The organism is Pseudobutyrivibrio ruminis CF1b (assembly GCF_000424005.1).
GTDB classification, from domain to species: Bacteria; Bacillota; Clostridia; order Lachnospirales; family Lachnospiraceae; genus Pseudobutyrivibrio; species Pseudobutyrivibrio ruminis_C.
This window is the reverse complement of record NZ_AUJB01000017.1, coordinates 95,290-121,190: the sequence shown is the minus strand read 5'-3', so window position 1 is coordinate 121,190 and position 25,901 is coordinate 95,290. Positions and strand designations below refer to the sequence as shown.

Sequence of the window (25,901 nt, the reverse complement as noted above, 5' to 3'; positions counted from 1 at the left end):
CAATGGAAAATAAGAAATGGACTAAGAAATATTTAGTTATAATATGGTTGGTTACACTAATTATTGTAGTGGCAGCTATGTGGGGACACATTATGAACTTTGGCGGTTTTAGCTGGTTCAGTGACGGCTGGCACAACGGAAATTCAGAGACAAGGAATTATGATTTTTCAAATGAAAAGGTAACAGATATTGTCATCGATATGAGTGCAGCTGATATTAATATCAAGTATGGCAGCCAGCTTTCTGTAGATTCAAGCTTCCCTGAAAAGTATGAGCCAACTGTAGAGCTTAAAGGTGGAAAGCTTACAATTGTTCAGAAAGATAGTGCTAAGCATAAGAAGAACCTTGATGGTTATAAGCTAGATATAGTTGTCCCAAACAATACAAAGTTAGACTCTCTAAAGATTGACATTGCAGCAGGAGATATTGATATCAAGGATATTCAGGCAGATGATTTTGATATCGATGCAAATGCTGGAGATATCGATATTAATAATATTACAGCTGAGAAGATTGATATTGATGCTAACGCAGGAGACATCGATGTAAAGAATGTGACAGCAGAAAAAATTGGTATCGATGCAAATGCAGGTGATCTCAATCTTATGGATTCTACAGCTAAGTCAGCTGAGGTAAGTGCAAATGCAGGTGATATTGATATTACAGGTACTTACGACCAGATTGAGTGTGCATGCGATTTTGGTGATGTAGATATTGATGCTCCTAGTACAGAAAGAAAAAATATTGATGTTGATTGTGCTTTTGGCAGTGTCAACGTTAACAGCAAATAATATTTAATATAGCAATACAGCGAGGCGCTTTAATCATAGGTGCCTCGTTTTTATTTAATTTTTGCTGTGACACTTGTGTGATAATCGGGATGATAATATGGCATCAGAATAAAGGAAGGGATGAGGAAACAGAGGTAGTATTAGGAGGACAAAGAAATGAGTTTTGAAAAGTTAGTAAAAGGAATGATGAGCTTAGGTCTTGTAGCAATAACATCAATGTTAGTAGTTGCAGGAGTCAAGGGAGAAGTATTTGAAGTAACAGGAGATGATTATGTTCCAACAGTAACAGCAGCAGAGCTTGAGAATGTAACAGTTACAGAGTATTGCCTCCCAGAATATAAGACATTTGAAGGTAAGGAAGGTTGGACAGTTCAGTACAATTCAGAAGTATTCCAGGTAGAAGAAGGAAATGATTTCGTAGGATTTGATTACACCGGCGACTGCTCAGGCAGATGCATGGTTACCGTTTCAACACTTACAGGTATGACAACAGAGGAAGCCAGAGATGAGTTAGTTGCAATGTGGGGTGATAAAGCTACTACTCACGAAGGACCTTTTACTATAGATGAGAAGTTCGCATATTGGGTTTGTATGGAATCTGAGGTAGGAGAGGGCTTAGGTTTATACGACACAGCAATCGTTGTAGAGCACAATGGACAGACTATTTTATTCGAGTGTGTTGAGTATATGGGAACTGATGAAGAAGTAGATATGATGGTAAGCGATGAGCTTTCAATGATAATTGATTCTGTAGAATTCAATTAATTCTACATTTTGATAGATATTTAAAGGTGCTAGTTCTCTATAATATTTTTCATTATAGTTCTCCTTTAAAAATGAGCGGGGCCAAAAAGCCTCGCTCAATTTACGTTTACTATTTTTTAATTATTGCAACCTGATATCTGCCAAGATTTAATTCGCCGCTTACCTCAGAGCCTGTAAGTAAATCTACACCAGAAACATCAGTAATTGTTTTTTCATCTTCAGTGCAATTCAGATAGAAATCATATGCAGTATCGTCAGAATACCTGCTGTGTTTTTCAACACCTTCAGGAAGCTTTGCAAATGGAATATCCGCATGAGCAAGCATCTCACGATAAATGAATTCGATATCATGCTGATTGGTGCGACATGCCACGTAGTAAGCGTGTCCCTTGCCATATTTATTGCAGGTAATGGCGGGAGTACCAGCCATGTAATCATTCTCATAGTGAGCAATGACATCAGCTGAAACATCACGAAGCAGCTCCTGATAATCATAGACTGCAGCAGAATGTGTGCTTGTGCTGGCCTTGTCACGAATCCTGATTGTCACCTGATCCTCAGCATAAAGTGTGTCGATTTCCTCAGAACGAAGACCAAAGACTTTATCCAGGCCATCACCAGGGAAGCCACCAAGATTTGCAAGTAGATCCTTATTAACATAGCCGGTGAAATATGTAGCCATAAATTCACCACCATTGCTGACGAAATCACTTATTTTCTGGCCGATTCCATCATGAAGAACATAGAGCATTGGTCCGCAGATGACCTTATATTTGCTCCAGTCACTATCTGAAGAAACAATATCTGGCTCAATGCCCAAATGCATGAATTCATTGTAAATATTTATGCAGGTCTCATCGAATTTCTTGGTTTCATTGGCAAGTGCCCAGGCATCATCAATGGCCCAACGGTTATCCCAATCATAAATGATAGCTACTTTGTTATCAGAAACAGAGCCGGTAATTTCTGAGATATTTTTCAAATCAGCGCCAAGAGAAGCTACCTCTTTGAAAATTCTTGTGTCGTTTGTGCCAATATGGTCGATGACAGCACCATGCCATTGTTCAGAAGAGCCACGGCTTTTTCTAATCTGGAAATACTGAACAGTATCGGAGCCTGCTGCGATTGCCTGCATGGAAATCAGTTTGTGCATTCCAGGACGACGATATTTATTGTAAGGTCTCCAATTTACAAGACCAGGAGCTGATTCCATCATCATAAACGGCTGCTCAGGCTTGAAACTTCTAAATAGTGCGTGGTTAAAGCTTCGCTCTAAAAGGTGTTCAGAGTCTGACTGCCGGTTGTTATGTATTTCAGGATAATTATCCCAGCTGATAACATCGATGAATTTGCTCATATACCAGTAATCATAATCGTAGAACATCTCCATGAAATTGGTGGTAGTAGGCTCTTTTGCGCCAGCAGCACGAAGAGTATCTATCTCGAATCTCATGAAATCTGTAGCAGACCATGTGGTAAATCTCTTCCAGTCAAGATTTAGCCCAAGTACGCAGTTTTCACCATTTGCATAAGGTGGGTCAATCTGATCAAAACTATTGAAGGTGTGAGACCAGAAGGTGGTCCACCATGCTTTGTTAAGCTTATTTATGTCATGGTCATAGCGGTCAGCAAGCCACTCCTGGAATTTCTTGCGACAGGTATCGCAGTAGCAGTAGCCGCTCAGCTCATTTGAAATGTGCCACATTAAAAGTCCTGGATGGTTGGCAAATCTCTGGGCAAGAGCAGTGTCCATAATGCGAACTCTTTCCCTAAATTCTGGAGACTGCATACAATGATTATGGCGTACACCGTGGTGATTTCTAACGCCGCGCTCATCACATCTCATAGCTGAAGGATATTTCTCATCAAGCCATGCAGGACGTGCACCAGTTGGAGTGGCAAGTACTGTATATATGCCGTTTTCATAGAGCTTATCCATGATTTTAGCAAGCCAGTCGAAGCTGATGTTGCCTTCTGTAGGTTCATGAACTGCCCATGAAAATACACCCATAGTGACTGTGTTTATGCCAGCCTCCTTCATGTATTGAATATCTTTTTCTAAAATGTCAGGTCTGTCCAGCCATTGCTCTGGGTTGTAGTCTCCCCCGTGGAGCATGCCTTTAACCTGAGGAAATAAAATCTTACTCATAGTTACTTCTCCTTATATGAAAATCCTAACATATAAAATGTGCGAAAACGATTAAAAATAAGTGAAATAATTTATATTTTCGCTCATGGTCTAGTCATTGATTATGCTGACTTCATCCCTTATAATTAAAGAAGCTAAATTGCAGCTTATGCTGCGCGGCTCCTTTGGAGCTTAGATTGGAGATATACATGAAGTACATTAACACCCTCAGAGAGGGAGACAGAGGCACAGAGACTTACTTGTGCAAGAAGAAGACACAGGGCATTTCTAAGACAGGAAAGGCTTTTGAGTCACTTACATTATGCGATAAGACTGGCACTATCGATGCAAAGATTTGGGATGTAGATTCCGAGGGCATCAGCGATTACGATGAGTTGGATTTCATCACAGTTACAGGTGATATCACCAGCTGGAATGGTGCATTACAGTTCAATATAAAGCGCCTTCGCAAGGCTAATGAGGGTGAGTTTGATATCTCAGATTACATCCCATCCAGCAAGAAGGACATCGGTGTTATGTGGAATGATTTGATGGCTCTTATCAATTCCATCCAGGCACCTTACATGAAGGCATTACTCAAGAAATATTTCGTTGAAGATCAGGCATTTATCGAGGAGTTCAAAGCTCACTCAGCAGCCAAGTCTGTTCATCACGGTTTTACAGGCGGTCTTTTGGAGCACACACTTTCAGTTGCTACAAACTGCGATTATTTCAGCAGACAGTACCCATTCTTAGACAGAGATTTACTTATCACTGCCGCTATCTTCCACGATATCGGTAAGGTAAAGGAGCTCTCAGAGTTCCCACGCAACGATTACACAGATGAGGGTCAGCTTCTTGGCCACATATACGTAGGAGCTACGATGGTAGACAGAGCTATCGATGATATCGAAGGATTCCCAGCTGTTAAGCGTAAAGAGCTTATCCACTGTATCCTTTCACATCACGGAGAGCTTGAATTTGGTTCACCTAAGAAGCCAGCTATTGCAGAGGCTATTGCTCTTTCATTTGCTGATAATATCGATGCAAAGCTTGAGACTATCTACGAGGCTCTTGAGAATGTTGAGGAGAACAATTTGACATGGCAGGGATTTAATCGTCTGCTTGATTCAAACATCCGTAGAACAGGAAAGAATTAATGAATAAAAACGATATTGTAAGATTAACAATAGAAGATATGTCCCTTGAAGGGGCTGGAATTGGTCACACTGATGGTGTGACCATTTTTGTCAAAGACGCAGTTGCTGGCGACCTTTGTGATGTCATCATTACTAAGGTGAAAAAGACATACTGTTTTGCAGCGTTAAAAGAGGTTGTTGAGCCATCACCGTTCAGAGTAGAGCCTGCCTGCCCTAATGCCAGACAGTGTGGTGGCTGCCAGATTATGCAGGTGGATTATGTCAAGCAGCTGGAGCTGAAGGACAGCATTGTTGCCAATAACCTTGTGAAAATAGGCGGATATGACAGAGATTTTGTGGATTCTATCAGAGAGCCTATCCTTGGCATGACGGATCCACTTCGCTACAGAAATAAGGCACAGGTACCTGTGGGCCTTGATAAAGAAGGCAATATTGTTGCTGGATTTTACGGTGCACGCAGTCACAGAATCATTCCATCAGAGGATTGTAAGCTTTGCTCAAAGAAGAGCATGGATATCGTATATGCGGTAATTGATTACATGAAGGAATGCAACCTTGCTCCTTATGATGAGACTACTGGAAAGGGTGTTATCCGCCATGTGCTTGTCCGTGAAGGCAAGGCTACAGGCGAGACCATGGTCTGCGTGGTTGTAAATGGAGACAAGCTTCCAAAGGTCGATTCGCTGATTTCCCATGTGAAAAAAGTAGAGCCAGAGCTAGCTTCCCTGGTTCTTAATATCAACACTCGTCGTGACAATGTTATCATGGGATTTGAGACAAAGACACTTTACGGCAAGGATGCTATCAGAGACACTATCACTCTTGAAAATGGTGATACCATCGCTTTTGATATCAGCGCAAATTCCTTCTATCAGGTCAACCATGACCAGATGGAACGTTTATATAGCAAGGCCTTAGAATATGCAGATTTACACGGCACAGAAGAGGTTTGGGATCTATATTGTGGAATCGGAACTATTTCCCTTTCAATGGCAAAGCATGCTGGCAGAGTAATAGGAATCGAGGTAGTGCCACAGGCCATCGAAAATGCAAAGGCAAACGCTAAGCTTAATGGTCTTGATAATGCTGAGTTCTACTGTGGCGAGGCAGAGGTAGTTCTTCCAGAAATTTATGAAAAGATGTCACACCCAGATGTCATTATGGTGGATCCACCAAGAAAAGGCTGTGATGTTACAGCACTTGATACCATGATTAAGATGCAGCCGGCCCGTATTGTTTACGTCAGCTGCGACAGCGCTACATTAGCCAGAGACCTAAAGCATCTTGAGGCAAATGGATATAGCTTACAGAAATATACTGTCTGTGATCAGTTCGGTCATACAACACATACAGAAACCTGCGCTTTACTTACATATCTCACAGAAAATTCACAGTGTACACACCAATAGAAAATCATAATCTGATACATTTAAGATAGCGTTATTGTGTGATTAGTATTCATTGAAGCAAAGGTGAAATATAATGCAGGGACATATGTATAGATCTGTTGTGAAACACCAGCAGAAAAATGCAGATATCAATGAATATTTTGAAGTATGTATAGATTCAATCAATGAGGGTAATCTGTACATGCTTCGTCGTGCCTGCATGTACATTTCCATCATCTATCTTTTGATGATAGTTATTGCTCTTATTTTCGTTCCAGATTTCAGAATTTCATGGGTTCATGTCTTAATGCTTCCTCTGATGGTAATTCAATATCGTGTGAATGTATATCTATTAAATCACGGCCCAGTAAGTTCTCAAGTGGCAGGAATAGTTTGCTGCTCATTCTATTTTTGGCTTGCTCTGGTCTTTATCCTTGTTGATACGGTGGTATATTCAGATAAGCAGGCCTATTTTGTTCCGATGCTGATACTTGTTTTCCCTACATTATATATAGACAGGATGTATAAGTATGGTTGGGAGGAGCTGGTAGCTACTGTTACATTCTCCGCATTTTCTTATACCTTCAAAGATTTTAACTTGTTTAGACGAGATGTTTACATGATCCTTGGTGCTTATTCTGTTTCCATGGTCCTTGGTCATCTTATTCTTGAGATGCGAAGCAGAGAGGCTTTGGCCATGAAGGAACTGAAGGGTGAAAGCTCGTTGGATAAGCTTACTCACGTATTTAATAAGGGTGCTCTTCTTTCAAAGATTGATTTATATTTCCTTCAAAAACCTGAGGATGATTATTGTGCCATGATGATTTTGGATTTGGATGATTTCAAATCAGTAAATGATAATCTTGGACATAACACCGGTGATATTCTTTTGGAACATGTGGGAAGATTATTGCTAGACAGTTTCAGAGCTTACGATATTACAGGACGATATGGGGGAGACGAGTTTGTGGTATTGATGCCACAAATGAGTGATATTACCATTCTTCAATCTCGTTGCAGGGCTTTGCAGAAGCTTTTAAGCGATATAAATCTGGGCAACAGCGAGCCATTTACCATGAGTATTGGTGCTATTATCAGTAATAGCATGCGCGACAGCAATGAAGTGTTTATGATGGCAGATGATGCTCTTTATAAATCAAAAATTGGTGGCAAAAATAACTGCACAATTTGGAGTGTGGACTATCGTCATTATGAGAAGCCAATTCTCATTAGCATAAATGATGGAAGAATGGATGTTATTAAGAAGTTGAAGGAATATAAAGGGGAAACCTTTGAGATTCTTTCAGCAGCCAGTGACCATGATGCTCTGTGCACCATAAGCCAGTATCATAAGCAACTGAAGTTGGTATTACTGGAAGTTAATGAAGATAATGAATTTGGTGTATTAACAATGAAATACATGAAGCAAAGAGAAAGCTTCAATAATATCCCAATCCTTGCCGTTGTTAAATCTCCGGAAGGAGAAAAACTGGCGAAGGATTTGGGAGCAGATAAAGTCCTAATGTACGATTTACCTGATGAAGTATTTGGTGAAGCAATCGATTCATTAGTACGTATGTGAGAAATAAGCTTCGGCGGCCAGTATGACTGTGTCGCCGATTTTTAATTTCAAATCTTGTACAGGAATCATAGATTCACCCTCTCGGGTAACGATAGCCGGAAGGAAATGATCTGGCACCCCAATTTCTGAAACCTTCAATCCATTCCAACAATGTCCCTCTGTAACATGAATTGTAAGCAAATCAATCTGCTCGTCCCTGGCAAAATTGTTAAGTAGCTTCATCTTTGCGTAGTGCTCAACGAATCCGGCACTTAAGATACCAGTAGGGATAGCCACGACGCCAACACCCAGGAAACCGGTAAGTATGGCCATAATACGTCCGGCAGTAGTGATAGGGTAAATGTCACCGTATCCAACTGTAAGAAGTGTGGAAACAGACCACCATATTCCTGAAAAGGCATTTCTGAATACACGAGGCTGAGCATCGTGTTCTGCGTAGTAAATTCCAATAGAGCTGGCCAGCATGAGAATCATCAGGATTACGAGAGAAGATGTAATCTGATTTCGCTTTTCCTTTAAAACTGAAAAGATAACTGCGAAAGAATCGTACTGCCCATTGATTCTAAACAGGTGGAAAATTCTTATTACTCTAAGAATACGAAATGCTACAAATCCTGATAAGAAGAAAAATGGAAGTATGGTAAATAAATCTACTATACCGTCAAAGGATAGCAGGAATTTTACTATAGCCTTTGGGCGGGAATCCTCTGGATAAAGCAGGTCTGCAGTCCATATTCTAAGTACATACTCCACACAGAAGATAAGTATTGTAATTAAAGACAGAGCATTTAATAAATCAGCATATGGCGAGAACTGTTCGTATGTCTGGAGCACCATCACAAGAACGTTTATAAGGATGGTTGCAGTGATGAAAATATCGAAAGTACGGCTTGCCACATCTCCCTTATGGCCAATCTGAATAATATTAAAGATTTCCTGCCTGTTTAGTTTTTTCATTGATATTCTCCTAAAAATTCTCCTATTTCAGTTTTAATCCGTAATAGTTTGCAATTCCAGTAGCATCTGCGATACCTAGCTGCTGATACTGTTCTGGTGTGCTAAGGTGATTAATTCTATCTGAGTCATTGGTGCAAAAAGCGTGCTCCACAATAATAGTGGCAAAGCCAGATACCTTTGATTTATTAATCAATGCATAGTAATCCTTGGCAGAACCATCAGGATATTTACCACCTTCAGAATCTCTTGTAACAAGACCTGTTCCGTTAGGGCAGAGCTTCCAGTCGTTTACGGCAAGACCTGTAGTGGTGAGCTGAGTCAAAATTGACTGACCAAGGTCATGTCCCTTGATACATAAATCAGGTCTGTAGTTTGGATTAGGAATGATGACCTTTGCACCATTCTGTGACTTATCCAAATCAGGATCATAATCGTTGTGAAGGCTGATAAGCACATCTGCTTTTACAGACTTAGCATACTCAACTCTTGATGTGAGACAATCAGATGTTGTTTCAGGATTTGCACCGTAAGGACAATCGAATCCGTAGCGGGTCATGTATACAGTCACACCTGAATATTTTTCCAACTCCTGTTTGCAGTAGTAGGCAATATATAAATTAGCGATGCCTTCTTCAAAATTTTCATAATGGCATCCCATGTGGGTAGTGTCATGACCAGGGTCAAGGACAACTACGATGTTTTTAGATGATTTCTTTGATGATTTGGATTTGGCCTCAGAAATAACAGTATTGCTGGCCATGAGCGAAAGGATAGTTATTAAACAAATCGCGATAGTAATGATTTTTTTGAAATATGTTTTCATAATTTTACTTGTCCCCCAATTAAAAAATCTTGAAATAATTTTATCATCACTATGATTGTTTATCAATTTGTTGTTGACACTAGGTACTTACTGATGTAGTATAAGCACAACTTAATAAGAGATAGAGGTTGCGAGAAACATTAGTAATCTCATTGATGGGACAGGCCCAAGTGATATGAGATAAAAGGGGATTTCGCCGAAAGAGAGCACACTCCTGTGTGTGTTTGTCTTGGGCATACGGTTAAGAGCCGTATGACTGTCATCTAGTAATAGATGGGGAGCTATCATTGAAATGAACGTATTTTTTGGCTAACCATTTATTATAATGGTTAGCCAATTTTTTTTAGGAGGATATGATAATGAGTATTTTTACTGGCGCTGCAGTGGCTATCGCTACACCTTTCAACAATGACGGTTCGGTTAATTATGAAAAGCTTGATAATCTGATTGAATTTCAGATTAAGAACAACACAGATGCTATTGTTATCTGCGGAACTACAGGCGAAGCATCTACACTTTCTCATGAGGAACATATAGATGTAATCAAACATTGCGTACAGACTGTAAACAAGCGTGTACCTGTTATTGCGGGAACAGGTTCAAACTCGACTGAGACAGCTATTTATCTTTCTCAGGAAGCTGAGAAGGCTGGCGCAGATGCAGTTCTTCTTGTAACACCTTATTACAACAAGGCTACACAGAACGGTTTGTATGAGCATTTCAAAGATACTGCAGATGCCATTAAGATTCCTTGCATCCTTTACAATGTACCATCACGTACAGGCTGCAATATTCTCCCAGAAACAGCTGTAAAACTTGCTAAAGATGTGGATAACATTGTGGCAATCAAAGAGGCTTGTGGAAATATCAGCCAGATTGCAAAGCTTGCACAGTTAGCTGATGGATGCATTGATATCTACTCTGGAAATGATGACCAGATAGTACCAATCATGTCACTTGGTGGAAAGGGTGTTATCTCAGTTCTTTCAAATGTGGCACCACAGCAGACACATGATTTATGCCAGGCATGTCTCGATGGAGATTTCAAGAAGGCAGCTGCTATGCAGCTTAAGGCACTTCCACTTATAGATGCTCTATTCTCAGAGGTTAATCCAATCCCTGTTAAGAAGGCTCTTAACATTATGGGATTTGAGGCAGGTCCTCTTAGAAAGCCACTTACAGAAATGGAAGAGGCTCACGCAAAAGTTTTGGAAAGAGAGATGAAAGAATATGGAATTTACTAATACAATCTGGTCGCTTCTGCCACCACTTATCGCCATCATTTTGGCACTGATTACAAAGGAAGTTTACTCTTCTTTGTTTATAGGAATTTTCGCAGGTGGACTCTTATATGCAGGCTTTAATCTAACGGCTGCTATGGAGCACATCTTTGTAGATGGAATGATTGGTCAGCTTTCAGACAGCTGGAACGTAGGTATTCTTATTTTCCTTGTTATCCTTGGAAGTATGGTAATGCTTATGAACAGAGCCGGTGGTTCGGCTGCTTTTGGTAAGTGGGCAGTTACTCATGTAAAGACAAAGGCCGGCGCACAGGTAGCTACAATCATTCTTGGTATGCTTATTTTCATCGATGATTATTTCAACTGCCTTACAGTAGGTTCTGTTATGAGACCAGTTACAGATAAGCATGGAATTTCACGTGAGAAGCTTGCATATCTTATTGATGCAACAGCAGCTCCTGTATGTATTATCGCTCCTATTTCTTCATGGGCTGCAGCTGTTACAGGTTTCGTAGATGGAGCAAATGGACTTACTCTTTTCATCAGAGCTATTCCTTACAACTTCTATGCATTGCTTACACTTGTAATGATGTTTACCATTACATTTATGAATTTTGATTATGCTTCTATGAATCTTGCAGAGCTTAATCACAGAGCAGCTTTAAAGCAGAGAAAGAAGAAGGATGCAGCTTCATTAACTGGTGCAGAGGATCAGCCACATCCACCTGTTTCTGAAAAAGGAAAGGTTATTCACCTTGTGCTTCCTATCGCTGCACTTATTATCTGCAACGTAATCGGAATGATTTACACTGGTGGATTCTTTGAGGGGGAAACATTTATCGATGCATTCTCTAATTCAGATGCTTCAGTAGGTTTGGTTTACGGTTCAGTCGTTGCTCTTTTAATTACTATCGTATTTTACCTTGTGACAAGAGTTCTCAGCTTTAGCGAGTGCATGAACGCCATCCCAGAGGGATTCAAGAGTATGGTTCCTGCTATTTTGGTTCTTACTTTTGCATGGACACTTAAGGCTATGACAGATTCTCTTGGAGCAAAGGAATATGTTGCTGGAATAGTAGCAAATATTGCTGATAACGGTCACTTTATGAGCTTTATCCCTGCTATCGTATTCTTAGTAGGTATCTTCCTTGCATTTGCAACAGGAACATCATGGGGTACATTTGGTATTCTTATTCCTATCGTAGTAAATGTATTTGGTGGAGATATTAATAACGAGCTTATGATTATCTCTATTTCAGCTTGTATGGCTGGTGCAGTTTGCGGTGATCACTGCTCACCAATTTCCGATACAACTATCATGGCATCGGCGGGAGCTGATTGTGATCATATCAGTCATGTAAGTACTCAGCTTCCATATGCGTTTACAGTAGCAGGTGTTTCACTTTTATCTTATGTTATTTCAGGTTTCGTAAGAAACTGGATTGCATGTCTTGCTATTGGAATCGTAGTAATGATTGGAACTTTATTTGGAATAAAGGTATTTTCAAAGGGACAAGAAAAAGCATAGTGTGGTATAATCTCCTTGGTGTGTTTGGCACCAGGGAGTTTTTTTATGAGAAGGGGTTTACATGGAAAATAAAGCAGGATTTCAAATAACTGGAAATGGATTAAAGCTCATCGCCATAATCACAATGTTGGTGGACCATGCTACTTATGGCTTGTATTACACATATGGCATGGCTAATGATTGCCTGAACTGGGAGCTCTATCGCTTTTTGAGAGGCGTTGGCCGAATGGCATTTCCTATATACTGTTTTCTTTTGGTGGAAGGATTCTTTCATACCAGAAATGTGAAAAAGTATGCTATCAGACTGGTTATTTTGGCACTGCTTTCAGAAATACCATTTGACTGGAGCTTGTTTGGGGACTTATTTGTATGGAACAAGACCAATGTAGTATTCACTCTTTTAATTGGACTTCTTTTGATTTGGATTTTGGAAGAGTCAAAGAAGGAAAAGTTTTGGGGTATTGAAAATATAGTGGCAAAGAAGCTGGTGGTTTTATTATGTTATGTGGCAGGAATGGTCGCAGCTTATTTTGCCAGTGTGGACTACAACATAGTTGGAGTGGCAGTTATTGTTTTGATGTACTGCTTACACGGAGAAGAAAGGAACAGACGATTACTGGCATTTGCTGCTGGTGTAGCTATCCTTACCCTGGGATGCGGAACACTGGAATCAGCTGCATTTTTAATGCTTATCCCTATCGCATTTTATAATGGAAAGCGCGGAAGTTCTTCGAAAATCATGCGCTACAGCTTTAATTATTTTTATCCAATACATCTTTTTATAATTGGGATTGTCAGAGCAATCCTGTTGTGATAGAATACTGAAAGTTTAAGTTAAATTAAAGTTTAGGGAGGAAATGTATGAACACTCATGCACCAATCAAGGATGCCTCTACGCTAGGTATTCCTAAAATGCTCATCTTAGGTCTTCAGCATTTATTTGCAATGTTTGGAGCCACTATTTTAGTTCCAATTCTCGTCAACAATTATTTCAATGGCGAAGGTCTTTCAATTCAGGTTACTTTATTTTTCGCAGGTGTCGGCACCTTATTTTTCCATTTATGTTCTAAATTAAAAGTTCCAGCTTTCCTTGGTTCCTCATTCGCTTTTCTCGGAGGATTTCACACTGTTGCTAATTTAAATACTGGTATTTTCAAAAATATGACTATGGGCGAAAAGCTTCCATACGCATGCGGAGGTATTGTTGTTGCCGGAGCCCTTTACCTTATTCTTGCATTAATCATTAAGCTTGTTGGAATCAACAAGGTTATGAAATTTCTTCCACCAGTAGTTACTGGTCCTATTATCATTTGCATTGGTCTTTCACTTGCACCATCAGCTATCACCAATGCATCTTCAAACTGGCTTCTTGCTTTTATAGCTCTTGCAGTAGTAATCATCTTCAACATCTGGGGAAAAGGAATGTTTAAGATTCTTCCTATTCTTATGGGTGTAGTAATTTCATATGTATGTGCACTTGTTTTCAATGCCTTTGGCATGACAAATGCAGACGGTAGCGCAATTCTTGATTTCACAGCTGTAAACGAGGCAGCATGGGTTGGTCTTCCAGATTTCTTCATCTGCAAGTTCAACATTTCAGCAATCCTTGTTATGGCACCAATCGCCATTGCTACAATGATGGAGCACATCGGAGATATGTCAGCAATCTCAGCTACAGTTGGCGAGGATCTTGTTACTGATCCAGGTCTTCACCGTACACTTGTAGGTGACGGTTTTGCTACAGCACTTTCAGCATTCTTCGGTGGCCCTGCTAACACAACATACGGTGAGAACACTGGAGTACTTGAACTTTCAAAGGTTCATGATCCAAAGGTTATCAGAATTGCAGCAGTTTATGCTATTGTACTTTCATTCATTCCTAAGATGGCAGACATCATTGGCACAATGCCTAGCGCAATCGTAGGTGGAATAAGCTTCATGCTTTATGGTATGATTAGTGCGATAGGTATTAGAAATGTGGTTGAGAATCATGTAGATTTCACACATTCAAGAAACCTTATTATTGCAGCAGTTATCTTAGTTTGCGGCCTTGGTTTCTCTGATGGACTTACATTTACAGTAGGTTCTACAGACATCACACTTACAAGCCTTGCAATCGCTGCAATCGCAGGTGTAGTTCTCAATGCGATTATCCCAGGAAGAGATTACGAGTATGGTAATCCTGAGAGATATCGTTTTGATAAAGAAGGTTGGTAAAGGCAGTTTTATTATGCAATCTATGATTGCATAATGAAATTGCTGTGAGCCCCCTTGCCGCAGGCAATTTAAAATGGGGCGAACTACCTTGTTAATAAAGATATATTTAGGAGGTATCTAATGGAAAAGTTAGATAATGTAGTAGAGTTAACACATCCTTTACTTCAACACAAAATTACAATGCTTAGAGATAAGAACACAGGTACAGCAGAGTTCCGTGCTCTTGTAGAAGAAATAGCTATGCTTGAGGCTTTTGAAGCTCTCAACGATTTACAGACAGTAGACATCGAGTGCGAGACACCAATCGAGAAGTGCATGGCACCAGTTATCGCTGGTCGTAAGATGGCAATCGTGCCAATCCTTCGTGCAGGTCTTGGTATGGTAAATGGTATTCAGCGTCTCGTTCCTACAGCTAAGATTGGTCACATCGGTATGTACCGTGATGAGGAGACACATGAGCCACACGAGTATTACTGCAAGCTTCCTAGCCCAATCGAGGAGCGTCTCATCGTAGTTACAGATCCTATGCTTGCTACAGGCGGTTCTGCAATCGATGCAATCAACCTCATCAAGCAGCACGGTGGAAAGCGCATTAAGTTCATGGCTATCATCGGTGCTCCAGAGGGTGTTCGTGCTCTTCATGAGGCTCACCCAGATGTACAGATTTACATCGGACACATTGATCGTGAGCTCAATGCAGATGCTTACATTTGCCCAGGTCTTGGCGATGCCGGAGACAGAATCTTCGGAACTAAATAATCAAGTCTTGCATTTCCCTCTTATCGTGATACTCTTATGTCTAGGGTATAAATGATAAGGGGGAATTTTATATGGGAAATAATACTCTTGAGAAGGAGGCCAAGGAGTTAGTGCGCCTTAGAAAGGCTGCCAGTGCACCTAAGCCTGCTTACTATCTTGGTATGATAATGGTGGTTCTTACTATTATCTACATCGTTGATGAGGTTACATCTAACATAAATTCGGCTATGCAGCCATACATTATTTTTGATTTATTCAAAATATCATCCAGGGACGTAAATTCAACAGAATATAAGGAGTCGCTAAACTACGTGGCAAGTTGGAATTTGCTGTCAAACCTATTCCTGATAATAGCGCCTTTTTATAAGGCTCTGTCCGATCGCTATGGAAGAAGATTATTTCTTATGATTAACACCATAGGTATGGGTCTAGGTATGCTTGTTGTTATGACTTCAACAAGTGTTTTTCAATATATAATAGGTATGCTTTTCATGTTGTTTTTCACACCTAATGATATGCAGGTTCTTTATATTATGGAGACAGCACCAAAGGAGAAACGTGCCACCTACAGCTTTGTAGCTAAGGGCATAGCCCTTATTTCAGTGTCATCTATTGGTGTTCTTTCGAAAGTTTTTTTGAATGATGGTGTATCATCAAGTTGGAAATATGTATATGCCATACCTGTTGTAGTGGCATTAGTGGTAGGAATTTTATCAGTGGTTTTAGTTAAAGAAACACCTGTGTTCTTAGAACAAAGAATATTTTATCTTTCTTTAACTGAAGAAGAGAAGGAAAGACGCCGCCAGACAGAAAAGGAAAACAATACCTCCAGCCAAGGTGGAGTTTTTAATGCAGTTAAGTTTATATTTTCAAACAAGCAATTGAGATGGATTTTAATCGCAGGATTTTTATTCTTTGCAACAACCTTCTACACATCCTACTATGCAACAGTTTTAGAGGGAGCCATGACAACGCAGATGGTGTCATTGGCACTTTTGATATATCCATTCTGTAATGGAATTGTTACTATACTGAGCGGTCTTTTCTCGGACAAATTAGGAAGAAAAAGAGTATGCCTCTTACTTGGAACAATAGCTTTAGGGGGACTTTTAATTTTTGTATTAGCATGTAGACTAGGCTGGGGTCCAATTACAGCAGGAGTAGCTTATGGTTGTTCTATAGGTGGCCTTTGGTCCATGTCAGATACACTGATTCTTACAATGCCTGCAGAATCATCTCCATCAAGCATGCGTTCATCTGTTATGGGTACCATATCAGTCCTTATTGGAGCCGGCATGTTTATAGGACAGATTGCATTTATTATAGGTCAAAAGTTTATTCCTATTGATGTGCTATTCTTAGTAATCTGTGTTCCGTTTATGGCATTATCACTTTTAATATTAATGACCAAGGTTAAAGAGACCAAGTTCGTTAATCTGGATCAGGTTACAGTGGATACATTTAAATAGATTTAAATAAATAGTAAGCAAGTTTTTGGAGGCTATATATTAGCAAAAGATTAATCGGCGTTTGTGAAAAATCATGAATAAATTATTTAATATAACTTTTTGAACTTGCGCAACAGCTGCGCAAAAATGTGGGGTTTTAACAAAGATATTTCTAGTAAATCGTTTGTAATGTCAATGGAATTTACGGGATTTAAAGTGCTATATTATCACTTGCAATCGGTTGCAACCAGAGGAAAACTTAAGGGAGGGTATAGAATGAAGAGAAGAAGTGTGTTTGTGCGCGCTCTTAGCGCATTTTCTATTGTGTCTGTGGTACTTGCCCAGACTCCAATATCAGCAAATGCTGAAGAAGAAAAGACTTGGAAGAAAACAGATTATATTGAAAATGGTGACTTTGAGAAGGGCGATTTGTCTGGCTGGTCAGTGTCTATGCCAGATGATGATAGCGAAAATGTCGGCTCAAAAATAAAGGTAGATGAATGGGCCAGCAATAATAAAACTAACATTTTTAATTACTGGAATAACAATGCTGATGGGGCAGAGCTTTCTTTGTCTCAGACAATTAAGAATCTACCTGCCGGTTCCTACAAGCTGTCCTTTGAGGCTGATGGTGCAACCAGCCAGTCTGGAATGACAGTCAGCATCGCAGGAGAAGACATCGATGTAGAAACTACAGGCTGGGATTCATGGAGTGTATTTACAACAGAGGAATTCACAGTTGAGGATAAAGAGGATATTACCGTTAGCTTCAGTGGAAAAGTTGAAAGTGGCTACTGGGGCGATGTGGACAATTTTGTATTGTACACACTAGAGGACTCTTCAGCAGAGGAACCTGGTCAGGAAGAAACAGAGGAAACTGAACCAGTTGACTCAGAGATAAATGTAGAAAAGGTAGCAGGCTGTGATGACAATTTCATTACAGGTGTGGATGTAAGCTCATATCTATCTGAGAAAAATAGTGGAGTAAAATACTATGATTTCGACGGCAATGAGCTTAGCAATCAGGGATTCTTTGACTTCTTGCATGATTGTGGAGTCAACTATGTGAGAATCAGAGTTTGGAACGACCCAACTGATGGCAACGGCAATGGCTACGGTGGCGGAAACTGCGACATCGACACTGCTGTTAAAATCGGTAAATGGGTTACAAGCGCAGGCATGAAGGTACTTATCGATTTCCATTATTCTGATTTCTGGGCAGACCCTGGCAAGCAGACTGCACCAAAGGCTTGGAAATCTATGTCTATCAATGAAAAATCTGAGGCAGTAGAAAAGTACACAAAGGACAGCTTAGACAAGCTTATTGATGCTGGCGTAAACGTTGGCATGGTTCAAATCGGAAACGAAACAAACAACGGAGTGGCCGGAGAGAAGTCATGGGAGAACATGTCAAAAATCTTTTCAGCAGGCAGCAAGGCAGTAAGGGCTGTTTCTAAGAATCTTGATAATGACATATTAGTAGCAGTTCATTTCACAAATCCTGAGACCAGCGGAAGATATGCAGGCTACGCCAAGAAGTTAGATGAATATGGCGTTGACTATGATGTGTTCGCATCATCATATTATCCATATTGGCATGGAACTTTAAGCAATCTTAAGAGCGTCCTTTCTGATATAGCGGACACCTATGACAAGAAGGTCATGGTAGCAGAAACATCTTACGTTCACACACTTAAGGATGGAGATGGTCATACAAATACTGAATACGAAGGCAAGTCTGGAGATGCCCTAAACTTCGACATCTCTGTTCAGGGCCAGGCAGATTCAGTTCGTTCAGTAATCGACACAGTTGCATCGATCGATGATGGTATCGGCGTGTTCTACTGGGAGCCAGCTTGGATTCCAGTAAAGGCTTATGATGCAGATGCAGAGGATGCAGCAGATGTGCTTGCTGGCAATAAGGAAGCCTGGGAAAAATACGGCAGTGGCTGGGCATCATCTTATGCCGGTGCTTATGATAAGGATGCTAAGGATTGGTACGGCGGTTCTGCAGTAGACAATGAAGCATGGTTTGATTTCGAAGGCCACGCCCTTGCATCAGCAAAGATTTATAGCTACGTTCGCTCAGGCGCCAAGGCTCCTCTTTCTGTCATCCGAATCGATGTGGAAGCAGTGACAGTGGAGCTTGGTGATGATGTGGTTCTTCCTGAAAATGCATCAGTAGTATATAACGACGGCTCAAAGGTTGATGCCAAGGTTACCTGGGATGAGGCAAAGGTTGCAGAAGCTATGGAAGCCGGCGCTGGCGAATACGAAATCCCTGGAACTGTAGTAGTTAATGATGAAACAAAGGATGTAACTTGTAAGCTTACCATCAACCCTAAGAATCTTCTTGTGAATGGAAGCTTCGAGGATGGCAACAAGGCTTGGACTATCAGCGACATCAAAAATGCCGATGGCAACAACGGTGTCTCAATCCAGGCAGATTCTTCAAATGTAAGAACAGGCCAGATGAGCCTTAAGTTCTGGGACAACGAGGAAATCTACTACACAGTAGAACAGAAGGTTACTGTCGATAAGGGCGTTTACAAGCTTGGTGCCTTCGTTGAAGGTGGAGATTGCGGTGACGCAGCTGAGTTCAAGCTTTACGCAGTTGTTGGTGATAATAATCTTTCTACAGATACAAGTGTAACAGGCTGGCAGAACTGGGCCAACCCAGAGGTCACAGACATTATCGTAAATACGGATTCAACAGAAATCACTGTTGGCGTAAGTGTCAAAGCTGCAGCAGGCGGCTGGGGCGCATGGGATGACTTCTATCTCTACAAAACAGCCGAGGCTTCATCCGAGGAAATCGGCGGTGGCGACGACCCAACACCTACACCTGGTGATGATCCAGTAATCGATGACCCAGGTGCAGGCAACCAAGATGACCCAGCCCCTAGCGACACCCCATCCGACGACAACAAGGACAAAGAAAAAGAAGCTGTAGAGAAGGCAGTCCAGGAAATAATAAAAGCTGTAGACACCTTCGTAAAGCAGGTTGTAGTTCCAGTAGTAAAAGAAATCATCAAGGTTGTGAAGAAAATCTTCGGATGGTTTAGATGGTAATCCCCCTCAGCCGTTAAATTTTTGTGAATTTATTTCAATGGAATTGCAATAATATTCAGACAATTCTATAATTATAGTAAGTTATAGTATCCTGCAGGAAAGTGTGCCGGTAGGCCGCTGCTAATGAATGACGTTGTGGTATATACAACTATTGAGGGGAATCTTTGGAACCTATTAATGTTGAAAAGGGGAAAAAGTTAATAAACGAGGGTGATCCTGTAGATAGCATGTATGTTGTTGTTACAGGTGCTATTGAACAGGTGTGGCGAGGCCAGCATTTGACACTGGGGCCTGGTACTATCGCGGGTCTTTCCGATGCATTAAACGTGGACTATGAGGCTGACTATACTGTGGCAGAGGATGCCATGGTTATAAAATGTCCTTATAAGAACATGAACGATTTCGATGCTATTTTTGAGGCTCAGCCTGTATACATTTTTGGTTTCTCAAAGGGTGCCTTTAGGCAGTGTCGAGATGTTTTTAAAATCTACGATGACAAGAAAAAGAAGGTAGATGATTTTTACAGCTACTGCCGAGGAATTAATAATGAATATAAAAAGCAATGCAGAACAATAGGCGCCGAGATTCAGGAAATTCCTATGCTTGAGGAAATTGAGCCACTTGATTTAAAGGATGAAATTCTTAAATGGGAGCATGGATACATCGATAGCTTGAATTCCGTTGATAATAAAGAAATAGAAAATATTTATGGAAGTCGCAATGAGATTGCTACAGGTGTAATCGGAATCAGCTGTGGATATATGAAGCGTGCTATAGAATGTGTAGAGACTATGGGCTTTTATTTAGACGAGTTCTCATCCATCCTGTTATCTCCAGATAAAGGGGATATGTTTGAGTTGATTTTTAATCTTCAGATATATGCAGCCCAGCATGGCGCAAAGCAGGATGATATTAAAAAGCTCATGAAGATGCTCTATAAGTTTATGTCTCAGTCTGGGCTTTATGATAAGGCTCTTATCAAAGAACGTTGGGCAGAATACGAAGGACACGATTTTGCCGCCACAGCTGCAAACTTTGATGAGGCTAAGATGATGAAGCAGGCTGAGTTTACACAGACCTTCGAGCATATCTGTGAGTTCGCAGAGGTTGATGAAGAGAAGACGGCTGAATATAAGAGTCAGCTTGATGAATACTTAGCTTTGGCTGATAGAGAAGGTAAGGAGGATAATGAACGTAAGGTTCGTAAGAAAGCCGTTGATTTGTTCTACGAGCTATACCAAAAGACCTTCTTTAGAGCGCTAGAGTTTGAAGCATACGGCGGTGAGCTTGATACTATCATAAAGATGTTCCTGAATATGGGTTACATTTATTATGATGCTATTGGAGATGAACTTACAAATGAGCTCGCTGACATCATGGATAGAATGGATACGTTATGTCAGGGTGAGCACGTATTTACTATCTACACCTGGCTTAGAGCGGTATACGCTGGCGAGCGAGAGCCTAGTCGTAACGAGCTGGATTTAGATTATCGTGGTTTTGTTTTAGAGGAAAGAAAAGCAGGAAATATTTCAGAGGCTGATATGCCAACCTGGATGAATGACCAGGAGCAGAAGGTTAAGTTCGAAATGAACAATTTCTTCGTTTCAGCAAACAGAACAACCTCTGGAAAAATGACTTCATTCTGCCCGGTACTTACAAAAGAAGATTTTGGCGCAGAAGTAATGAAAATGTTACTTACAAAAGCCAAGCTCGAAGAGGCCATGGGAAAGATTGAAGAGGTTGATTATGGTATCTTCCTTCGAGAAGGATTTTTTACCGATATGGAAGCTGGCGTAAAGAGTGAATCATACTTGAAACGAGTTCAGCCTGATATCATCCTTCTTCCAAACTGCGGCATGCGTGCAATGATGTGGCAGGAGTGCGGCGGTATAAAGGTTGATTCACCAGGTCGATTCGTATTTCCGATGTTCACCTTTGATGATTTGGATAAGCTGATGATTTACTGCTGTGGTGCCTTCCGTTGGGAGATTTGCCGAAAAGAGCAGGGCTCTCGTTGGAACGATATTGGCTCAGAGTGTCTTACATCAGACTTTTATGATTACTTTACTTTCTATCGCAAGAACAAGGATTTATCAGCTGAGAATAAAGAGAAGGTAAAGACACTGCTTAAATCTTCCCGCAACAACATGCGTGAAGCATTCACGAAGCAGTATACAATATGGATTAACTTCGAGGCACAGGGAAGTATCCGCTTGAATAAGGCGGAACGTAATATCCTGAACAAACATTGCACCTTTGCAAAGGCGTATCGCTCGAAGGTGGCAAACCATCCAATGTACGAGCAGGTTATTTCACGACATGAGATTAAGTGCAGTCAGGCATATAATCACCTGAAAACCATGATAGATAAGGTGGAGAAAAACGAAGGCGTTGTGCCTGATGAGGTAAAACAGGGATTGGAATACTTGAAAATGTAATGCGATTATGGCAGGTCCGATGGACCTGCCATTTGTTTGACCACAGTATTATAGAATGATAAACTAATTTGGCAATATTTAAGTTATGGAGTTTAATGTATGAAAACAAAGATTAAAATGCGAGCAGTATCCTGCTTGCTTCTTGTTTCATTGCTTTGTAGCGATAGTATTATTTCCATCGCCACAGAAACTGCGGATATACCCCAGGAAGAAACAACAGAAGTTACGCAAGAAGCTCTACAAGACAATTCTAATGACAGTTCAGAAGAAAATTCTAAAGAAAAATCAGACGATAATTCAAAGGATATTTCCCAGGAAGAATCTACAGAGGAAGTAGAAGATAATTCATCTGAAAATGAAAAGAACGAATTAGATGAATCCAAGGAAGATTCAGAGGAAGAAGATCAAGAGGAATTAGATGAAGAGGAGCTAAAGGAAAAAGAGCTAGAAGAAGAGGAAGAAACCTCAGAACTTATTACAGGCTTTGACGAACTTGAGCCTATAGAAACAGAGTATAAGCTAGCCTTCGTCAGCCTTAAGAAAAAGTTCCCAGAAAGCATCGTAGCTCATACAGAGGATGATGAGGATATAGATGTAAAGGTCACTAAGTGGGAGCCTGTAACAGATTATAATGAGTGGCTTGGCACCTACACCTTCAGTCCAGTTATTGATGAAGAATATGAGTTGGCAGAGGATGTGACGGTTCCTGAAATTACAGTGAAAGTACAGGACGAAGAAGCACCAGCAGATGGAATTGTAAATCCAGAAAAGCCTATAGAGCCAACTGAAAAGGTTGAAAAGAACATCTTAACTTCATTATTTACAAAGATAAGTGATTTTGCTGAGGCTAAGTTTGCCAAGCTGTTTGACTGGGTGGATGGCTCGGATGAATCAGAGTATGAGGACCCAGACTGTCCAGAGTACGAAGACCCAGATTGTCCGGACTGCCCAGACTGTCCAGAGTACGAAGACCCAGATTGTCCGGACTGCCCAGACTGTCCAGAGTATGAAGACCCAGATTGCCCGGACTGTCCTGATTGCCCAGAGTATGAGGACCCAGATTGTCCTTATGATCCAGAGTGTGATCCAAATGCTAATTTCAGACCATATATTGATGACCCTAATTATGAGGGACCCGGCTACGAGCTACCTTCAGCATACAATGGCTACGAAGCAGGAGCACTTCCTTCAGTTAGAAACCAGGGAAATTATGGTACCTGCTGGGCTCATGCAGCTATGTGTTCTATTGAGACAGATGTTATAAACAGAAACACCTGTGTTGATAATAGCTTTGATTTATCTGAATACCAGATGGCATATTATTGTGCTCATTATTACGATGACCCAAAGGATTGCCATGATAATGATAAATATACTATTTACCCAGATACTGATTACCTTCAGGACGGAGGATTTGTTCAATACGTTTACGCAACTATGCTAAATGGCGTAGGTGCTGTTCCAGAGTCAGTTGTTCCTTATAGCATGGCAGGACAGGAGCTAGAGCCAAAATATGCTATGGATTTCAACTGTGTAAGAATCGAGAGCGTTAACAATATTAGAATCTATCAGAGAGACAATGTTAAAGATGCGATTTTAAAGCATGGCTCGGTCTACACAACTATTGATGCAGATGATATGGCATACAATTCTATGGAAAACTGTATGTATAATGGTAGCGATGATGCCATTCCAAACCATGCTGTAACAATCGTTGGATGGGATGATAATTTTCCAGCAGAGAATTTCACAAACACTCCACCTGGTGATGGAGCATGGTTAATCAGAAACAGCTGGGGTCTTGATGATTATGGTTTGTTTGGATATTTTTGGGTTTCCTATTACGACAAGGGAATAAATTGGGATGAGACAGTTACAGCCTTCTCAACAAGTATCCATCCATACGATAACACTTATACCTACGCTTCTTCTCTTAACCTGAATAATGTTCCTGTAAAGTCAGCTCATGCAGAAATATCCACAGATTACAATGTTAAAGCTGGTGAGACAATAGAGGCTGTTGCTGCATTTGTTACTAATCCCAACTCAGAACTAGAGGTAGAAGTCAAGGCGGGAAGCAAAACAGCTACAGGTCATACAGATGCAAAGTATAGTGGTGCATATACCCTTCACCTTGACAATCCTATAGAAATCAAGAAGGATACAAAGGTTACAGTTACATTATCTATTACAGATAAGGAAGATTACTGGATTTATGTACCAGTGGAGCCTGATTATAACTATATGAGTGATTCCTATGAAATTGAGAATCCAATAGATCACGGCTGTACTATCAATGGGGAAGAATACGATAGGGACCCTAGAATCTACCTTTATACAAATAACACTGAGGATGAAGGTTCTACAAATCAAAAAAGAGGCATTATCGTAAAAGAGGAAGCTTTTAAGGGTCATAAGGATGATACCTTCCAAATTCAACTGGAAGAGAACTCTGTTGTAACAGAACCATCAGAGATTAAATGGGAATCAAGAAATCCAGAGGTAGCTGATGTAGATGAAAACGGTCTTGTCACTATTAATGGAAAGAAGGGAAATGCGGCAATTATCGGAACCTATGGCTCCTACAGAACTGTTTTATATGCAACAGTTGAGCCATATAATGTGGAGTTTAAATTTGGCGATGATGTGCAAACCTATAATGTTCCAAAGTACTACTATCCAGGAGACTCAGAAAATTGCCCTTATTATTTCAAAGGAAACTATTATAAAAAGGGCTATGCAGTTTACGAGTGGTATTTAGATGAGGACTTAACCAAGCCTGTACCAAATTGTGATTTGGCAGAATTAACCGGTGATATTGTTTTATATCCTGAGTGGGGATATGAGTATGGCTCGGTAGCGTACTATATTCCAAATGAAGATTTGAAGAGCTATACAGATGAAAGGATGTATATGGAATATGAGGTTGATATAGAACATATGCCATATAAGATTCCTGCACTGGATGAAGCCATGATAAATATGGTAAGTCCAGAAAGCTATATTCCAGAAGATTCCAATATGGAATTTGCTTATTGGTCGTTAGATCCAGAAGGTAAGCAGCCTGTCACAGAAATAACAGAAGATCAGATGTTTAGATGTCATTTCAGTAATTATCAAAAGCAATTTATAGTTGATACAGAGGTTTATCTTTATCCTCAGTACAGAGAGAAAAAGGAACCTGTAGAAGAGAAACCTGTGGAAGAGAAACCTGTGGAAGAGAAACCTGTGGAAGAGAAACCAGAGGATAAAAAACAAGAAGATACTAAGGCTGATGAGAAGACTGATACTCAGGAGGAAAACTCAACACAGATAGAAAATGACTCTTCAAAGAATGTTGAAACTGAAAAGATAGATAATAAAAAGAATTCAACTAAGAAACAGGTTAATAAAAACAAACAGACCAAGAATAACTCAAAGAAGAATTCCAAAAAGAAAAAAGACAAAAAGAAGTCTAAGTCTACGAAAAAGCAAAATAAAAAGAAGCAGACAAAGAAGACAGAAGCAAAAGATAACAAGACTAAAAAGAAAAGTAAGAATAGTAAAAGAACTTCTATATGGTCAATTATTTCGCAAAAATTGAGAGATATACTATCTTAAT

General features: G+C 40.3%; 17 protein-coding genes and 1 riboswitch. Of the genes, 14 read left to right on the top strand and 3 right to left on the bottom strand.

From position 1 onward, the window contains the following. The first annotated feature begins 2 nt into the window (after positions 1 to 2). Both G592_RS0114030 and G592_RS0114025 read left to right on the top strand, forming a co-directional pair. A complete protein-coding gene (locus tag G592_RS0114030) occupies positions 3 to 791 on the top strand; it encodes a DUF4097 family beta strand repeat-containing protein (RefSeq protein WP_028248360.1) in 789 nt (262 codons plus the stop codon). Positions 792 to 947: 156 nt separating this feature from the next. After that, entirely contained in the window at positions 948 to 1,556 is a 609-nt protein-coding gene (locus G592_RS0114025) for a hypothetical protein (protein ID WP_028248359.1), read from the top strand. 109 nt (positions 1,557 to 1,665) lie between these two features. Here the strand turns inward: G592_RS0114025 and G592_RS0114020 are convergent, their stop codons facing one another. Beyond that, entirely contained in the window at positions 1,666 to 3,705 is a 2,040-nt protein-coding gene (locus tag G592_RS0114020; RefSeq protein WP_028248358.1) for a beta-galactosidase, read from the bottom strand. A gap of 188 nt (positions 3,706 to 3,893) precedes the next feature. Here G592_RS0114020 and G592_RS0114015 point away from each other — a divergent pair, with 188 nt between their 5' ends. The 3 genes from G592_RS0114015 to G592_RS0114005 all read left to right on the top strand — a co-directional run bounded on the left by G592_RS0114015 (position 3,894) and on the right by G592_RS0114005 (position 7,814). Further along, positions 3,894 to 4,844 carry a 3'-5' exoribonuclease YhaM family protein gene (locus G592_RS0114015; protein WP_028248357.1) on the top strand — a complete coding sequence of 317 codons (951 nt, stop codon included), beginning with the start codon at positions 3,894 to 3,896 and terminating at the stop codon, positions 4,842 to 4,844. After that, on the top strand, positions 4,844 to 6,253 hold the full coding sequence (rlmD, locus tag G592_RS0114010) for a 23S rRNA (uracil(1939)-C(5))-methyltransferase RlmD (RefSeq protein ID WP_028248356.1): 1,410 nt from the start codon (positions 4,844 to 4,846) through the stop codon (positions 6,251 to 6,253). Before G592_RS0114015 ends, rlmD begins: the two co-directional genes overlap by 1 nt. Before the next feature lie 85 nt (positions 6,254 to 6,338). Continuing rightward, positions 6,339 to 7,814, top strand: a complete 1,476-nt coding sequence (locus G592_RS0114005; RefSeq protein WP_196801852.1) for a GGDEF domain-containing protein — start codon at positions 6,339 to 6,341, stop codon at positions 7,812 to 7,814. On the opposite strand, the gene G592_RS0114000 is transcribed toward G592_RS0114005, so the two are convergent. Both G592_RS0114000 and G592_RS0113995 read right to left on the bottom strand, forming a co-directional pair. Further along, positions 7,800 to 8,771, bottom strand: a complete 972-nt coding sequence (locus G592_RS0114000) for an ion transporter (RefSeq protein ID WP_028248354.1) — start codon at positions 8,769 to 8,771, stop codon at positions 7,800 to 7,802. The genes G592_RS0114005 and G592_RS0114000 overlap by 15 nt on opposite strands. 22 nt (positions 8,772 to 8,793) lie before the next feature. After that, complete coding sequence (locus G592_RS0113995; RefSeq protein ID WP_028248353.1) at positions 8,794 to 9,594, bottom strand: N-acetylmuramoyl-L-alanine amidase; 801 nt, start codon at positions 9,592 to 9,594, stop codon at positions 8,794 to 8,796. Between the two features lie 114 nt (positions 9,595 to 9,708). Further along, a riboswitch (Lysine riboswitch) is annotated at positions 9,709 to 9,886 on the top strand. A gap of 67 nt (positions 9,887 to 9,953) precedes the next feature. Here G592_RS0113995 and dapA point away from each other — a divergent pair. The 9 genes from dapA (at position 9,954) to G592_RS0113950 (ending at position 25,900) form a co-directional block, all read left to right on the top strand. Then, entirely contained in the window at positions 9,954 to 10,838 is an 885-nt protein-coding gene (dapA, locus tag G592_RS0113990) for a 4-hydroxy-tetrahydrodipicolinate synthase (RefSeq protein ID WP_028248352.1), read from the top strand. Next, complete coding sequence (locus G592_RS0113985) at positions 10,825 to 12,363, top strand: Na+/H+ antiporter NhaC family protein (RefSeq protein WP_028248351.1); 1,539 nt, start codon at positions 10,825 to 10,827, stop codon at positions 12,361 to 12,363. The genes dapA and G592_RS0113985 overlap by 14 nt, the downstream gene beginning before the upstream one ends. A gap of 61 nt (positions 12,364 to 12,424) precedes the next feature. Beyond that, complete coding sequence (locus G592_RS0113980; RefSeq protein ID WP_028248350.1) at positions 12,425 to 13,177, top strand: TraX family protein; 753 nt, start codon at positions 12,425 to 12,427, stop codon at positions 13,175 to 13,177. 47 nt (positions 13,178 to 13,224) lie between these two features. Beyond that, positions 13,225 to 14,580, top strand: coding sequence for a uracil-xanthine permease family protein (locus tag G592_RS0113975; protein ID WP_028248349.1), 1,356 nt, complete (start codon positions 13,225 to 13,227; stop codon positions 14,578 to 14,580). Between the two features lie 120 nt (positions 14,581 to 14,700). After that, the gene (gene upp, locus G592_RS0113970; protein WP_028248348.1) at positions 14,701 to 15,339 is read left to right on the top strand and encodes a uracil phosphoribosyltransferase; all 639 of its coding nucleotides are present in this window, start codon (positions 14,701 to 14,703) and stop codon (positions 15,337 to 15,339) included. A 71-nt stretch (positions 15,340 to 15,410) separates the two neighbouring features. Next, a complete protein-coding gene (locus tag G592_RS0113965; protein WP_028248347.1) occupies positions 15,411 to 16,808 on the top strand; it encodes an MFS transporter in 1,398 nt (465 codons plus the stop codon). Between the two features lie 255 nt (positions 16,809 to 17,063). After that, entirely contained in the window at positions 17,064 to 19,859 is a 2,796-nt protein-coding gene (locus G592_RS0113960; protein WP_028248346.1) for a glycosyl hydrolase 53 family protein, read from the top strand. Between the two features lie 164 nt (positions 19,860 to 20,023). Continuing rightward, the gene (locus tag G592_RS0113955) at positions 20,024 to 22,300 is read left to right on the top strand and encodes a cyclic nucleotide-binding domain-containing protein (RefSeq protein ID WP_028248345.1); all 2,277 of its coding nucleotides are present in this window, start codon (positions 20,024 to 20,026) and stop codon (positions 22,298 to 22,300) included. Positions 22,301 to 22,399: 99 nt separating this feature from the next. Beyond that, positions 22,400 to 25,900 carry a C1 family peptidase gene (locus G592_RS0113950; RefSeq protein WP_028248344.1) on the top strand — a complete coding sequence of 1,167 codons (3,501 nt, stop codon included), beginning with the start codon at positions 22,400 to 22,402 and terminating at the stop codon, positions 25,898 to 25,900. The last annotated feature ends 1 nt before the right edge of the window (position 25,901 follow it).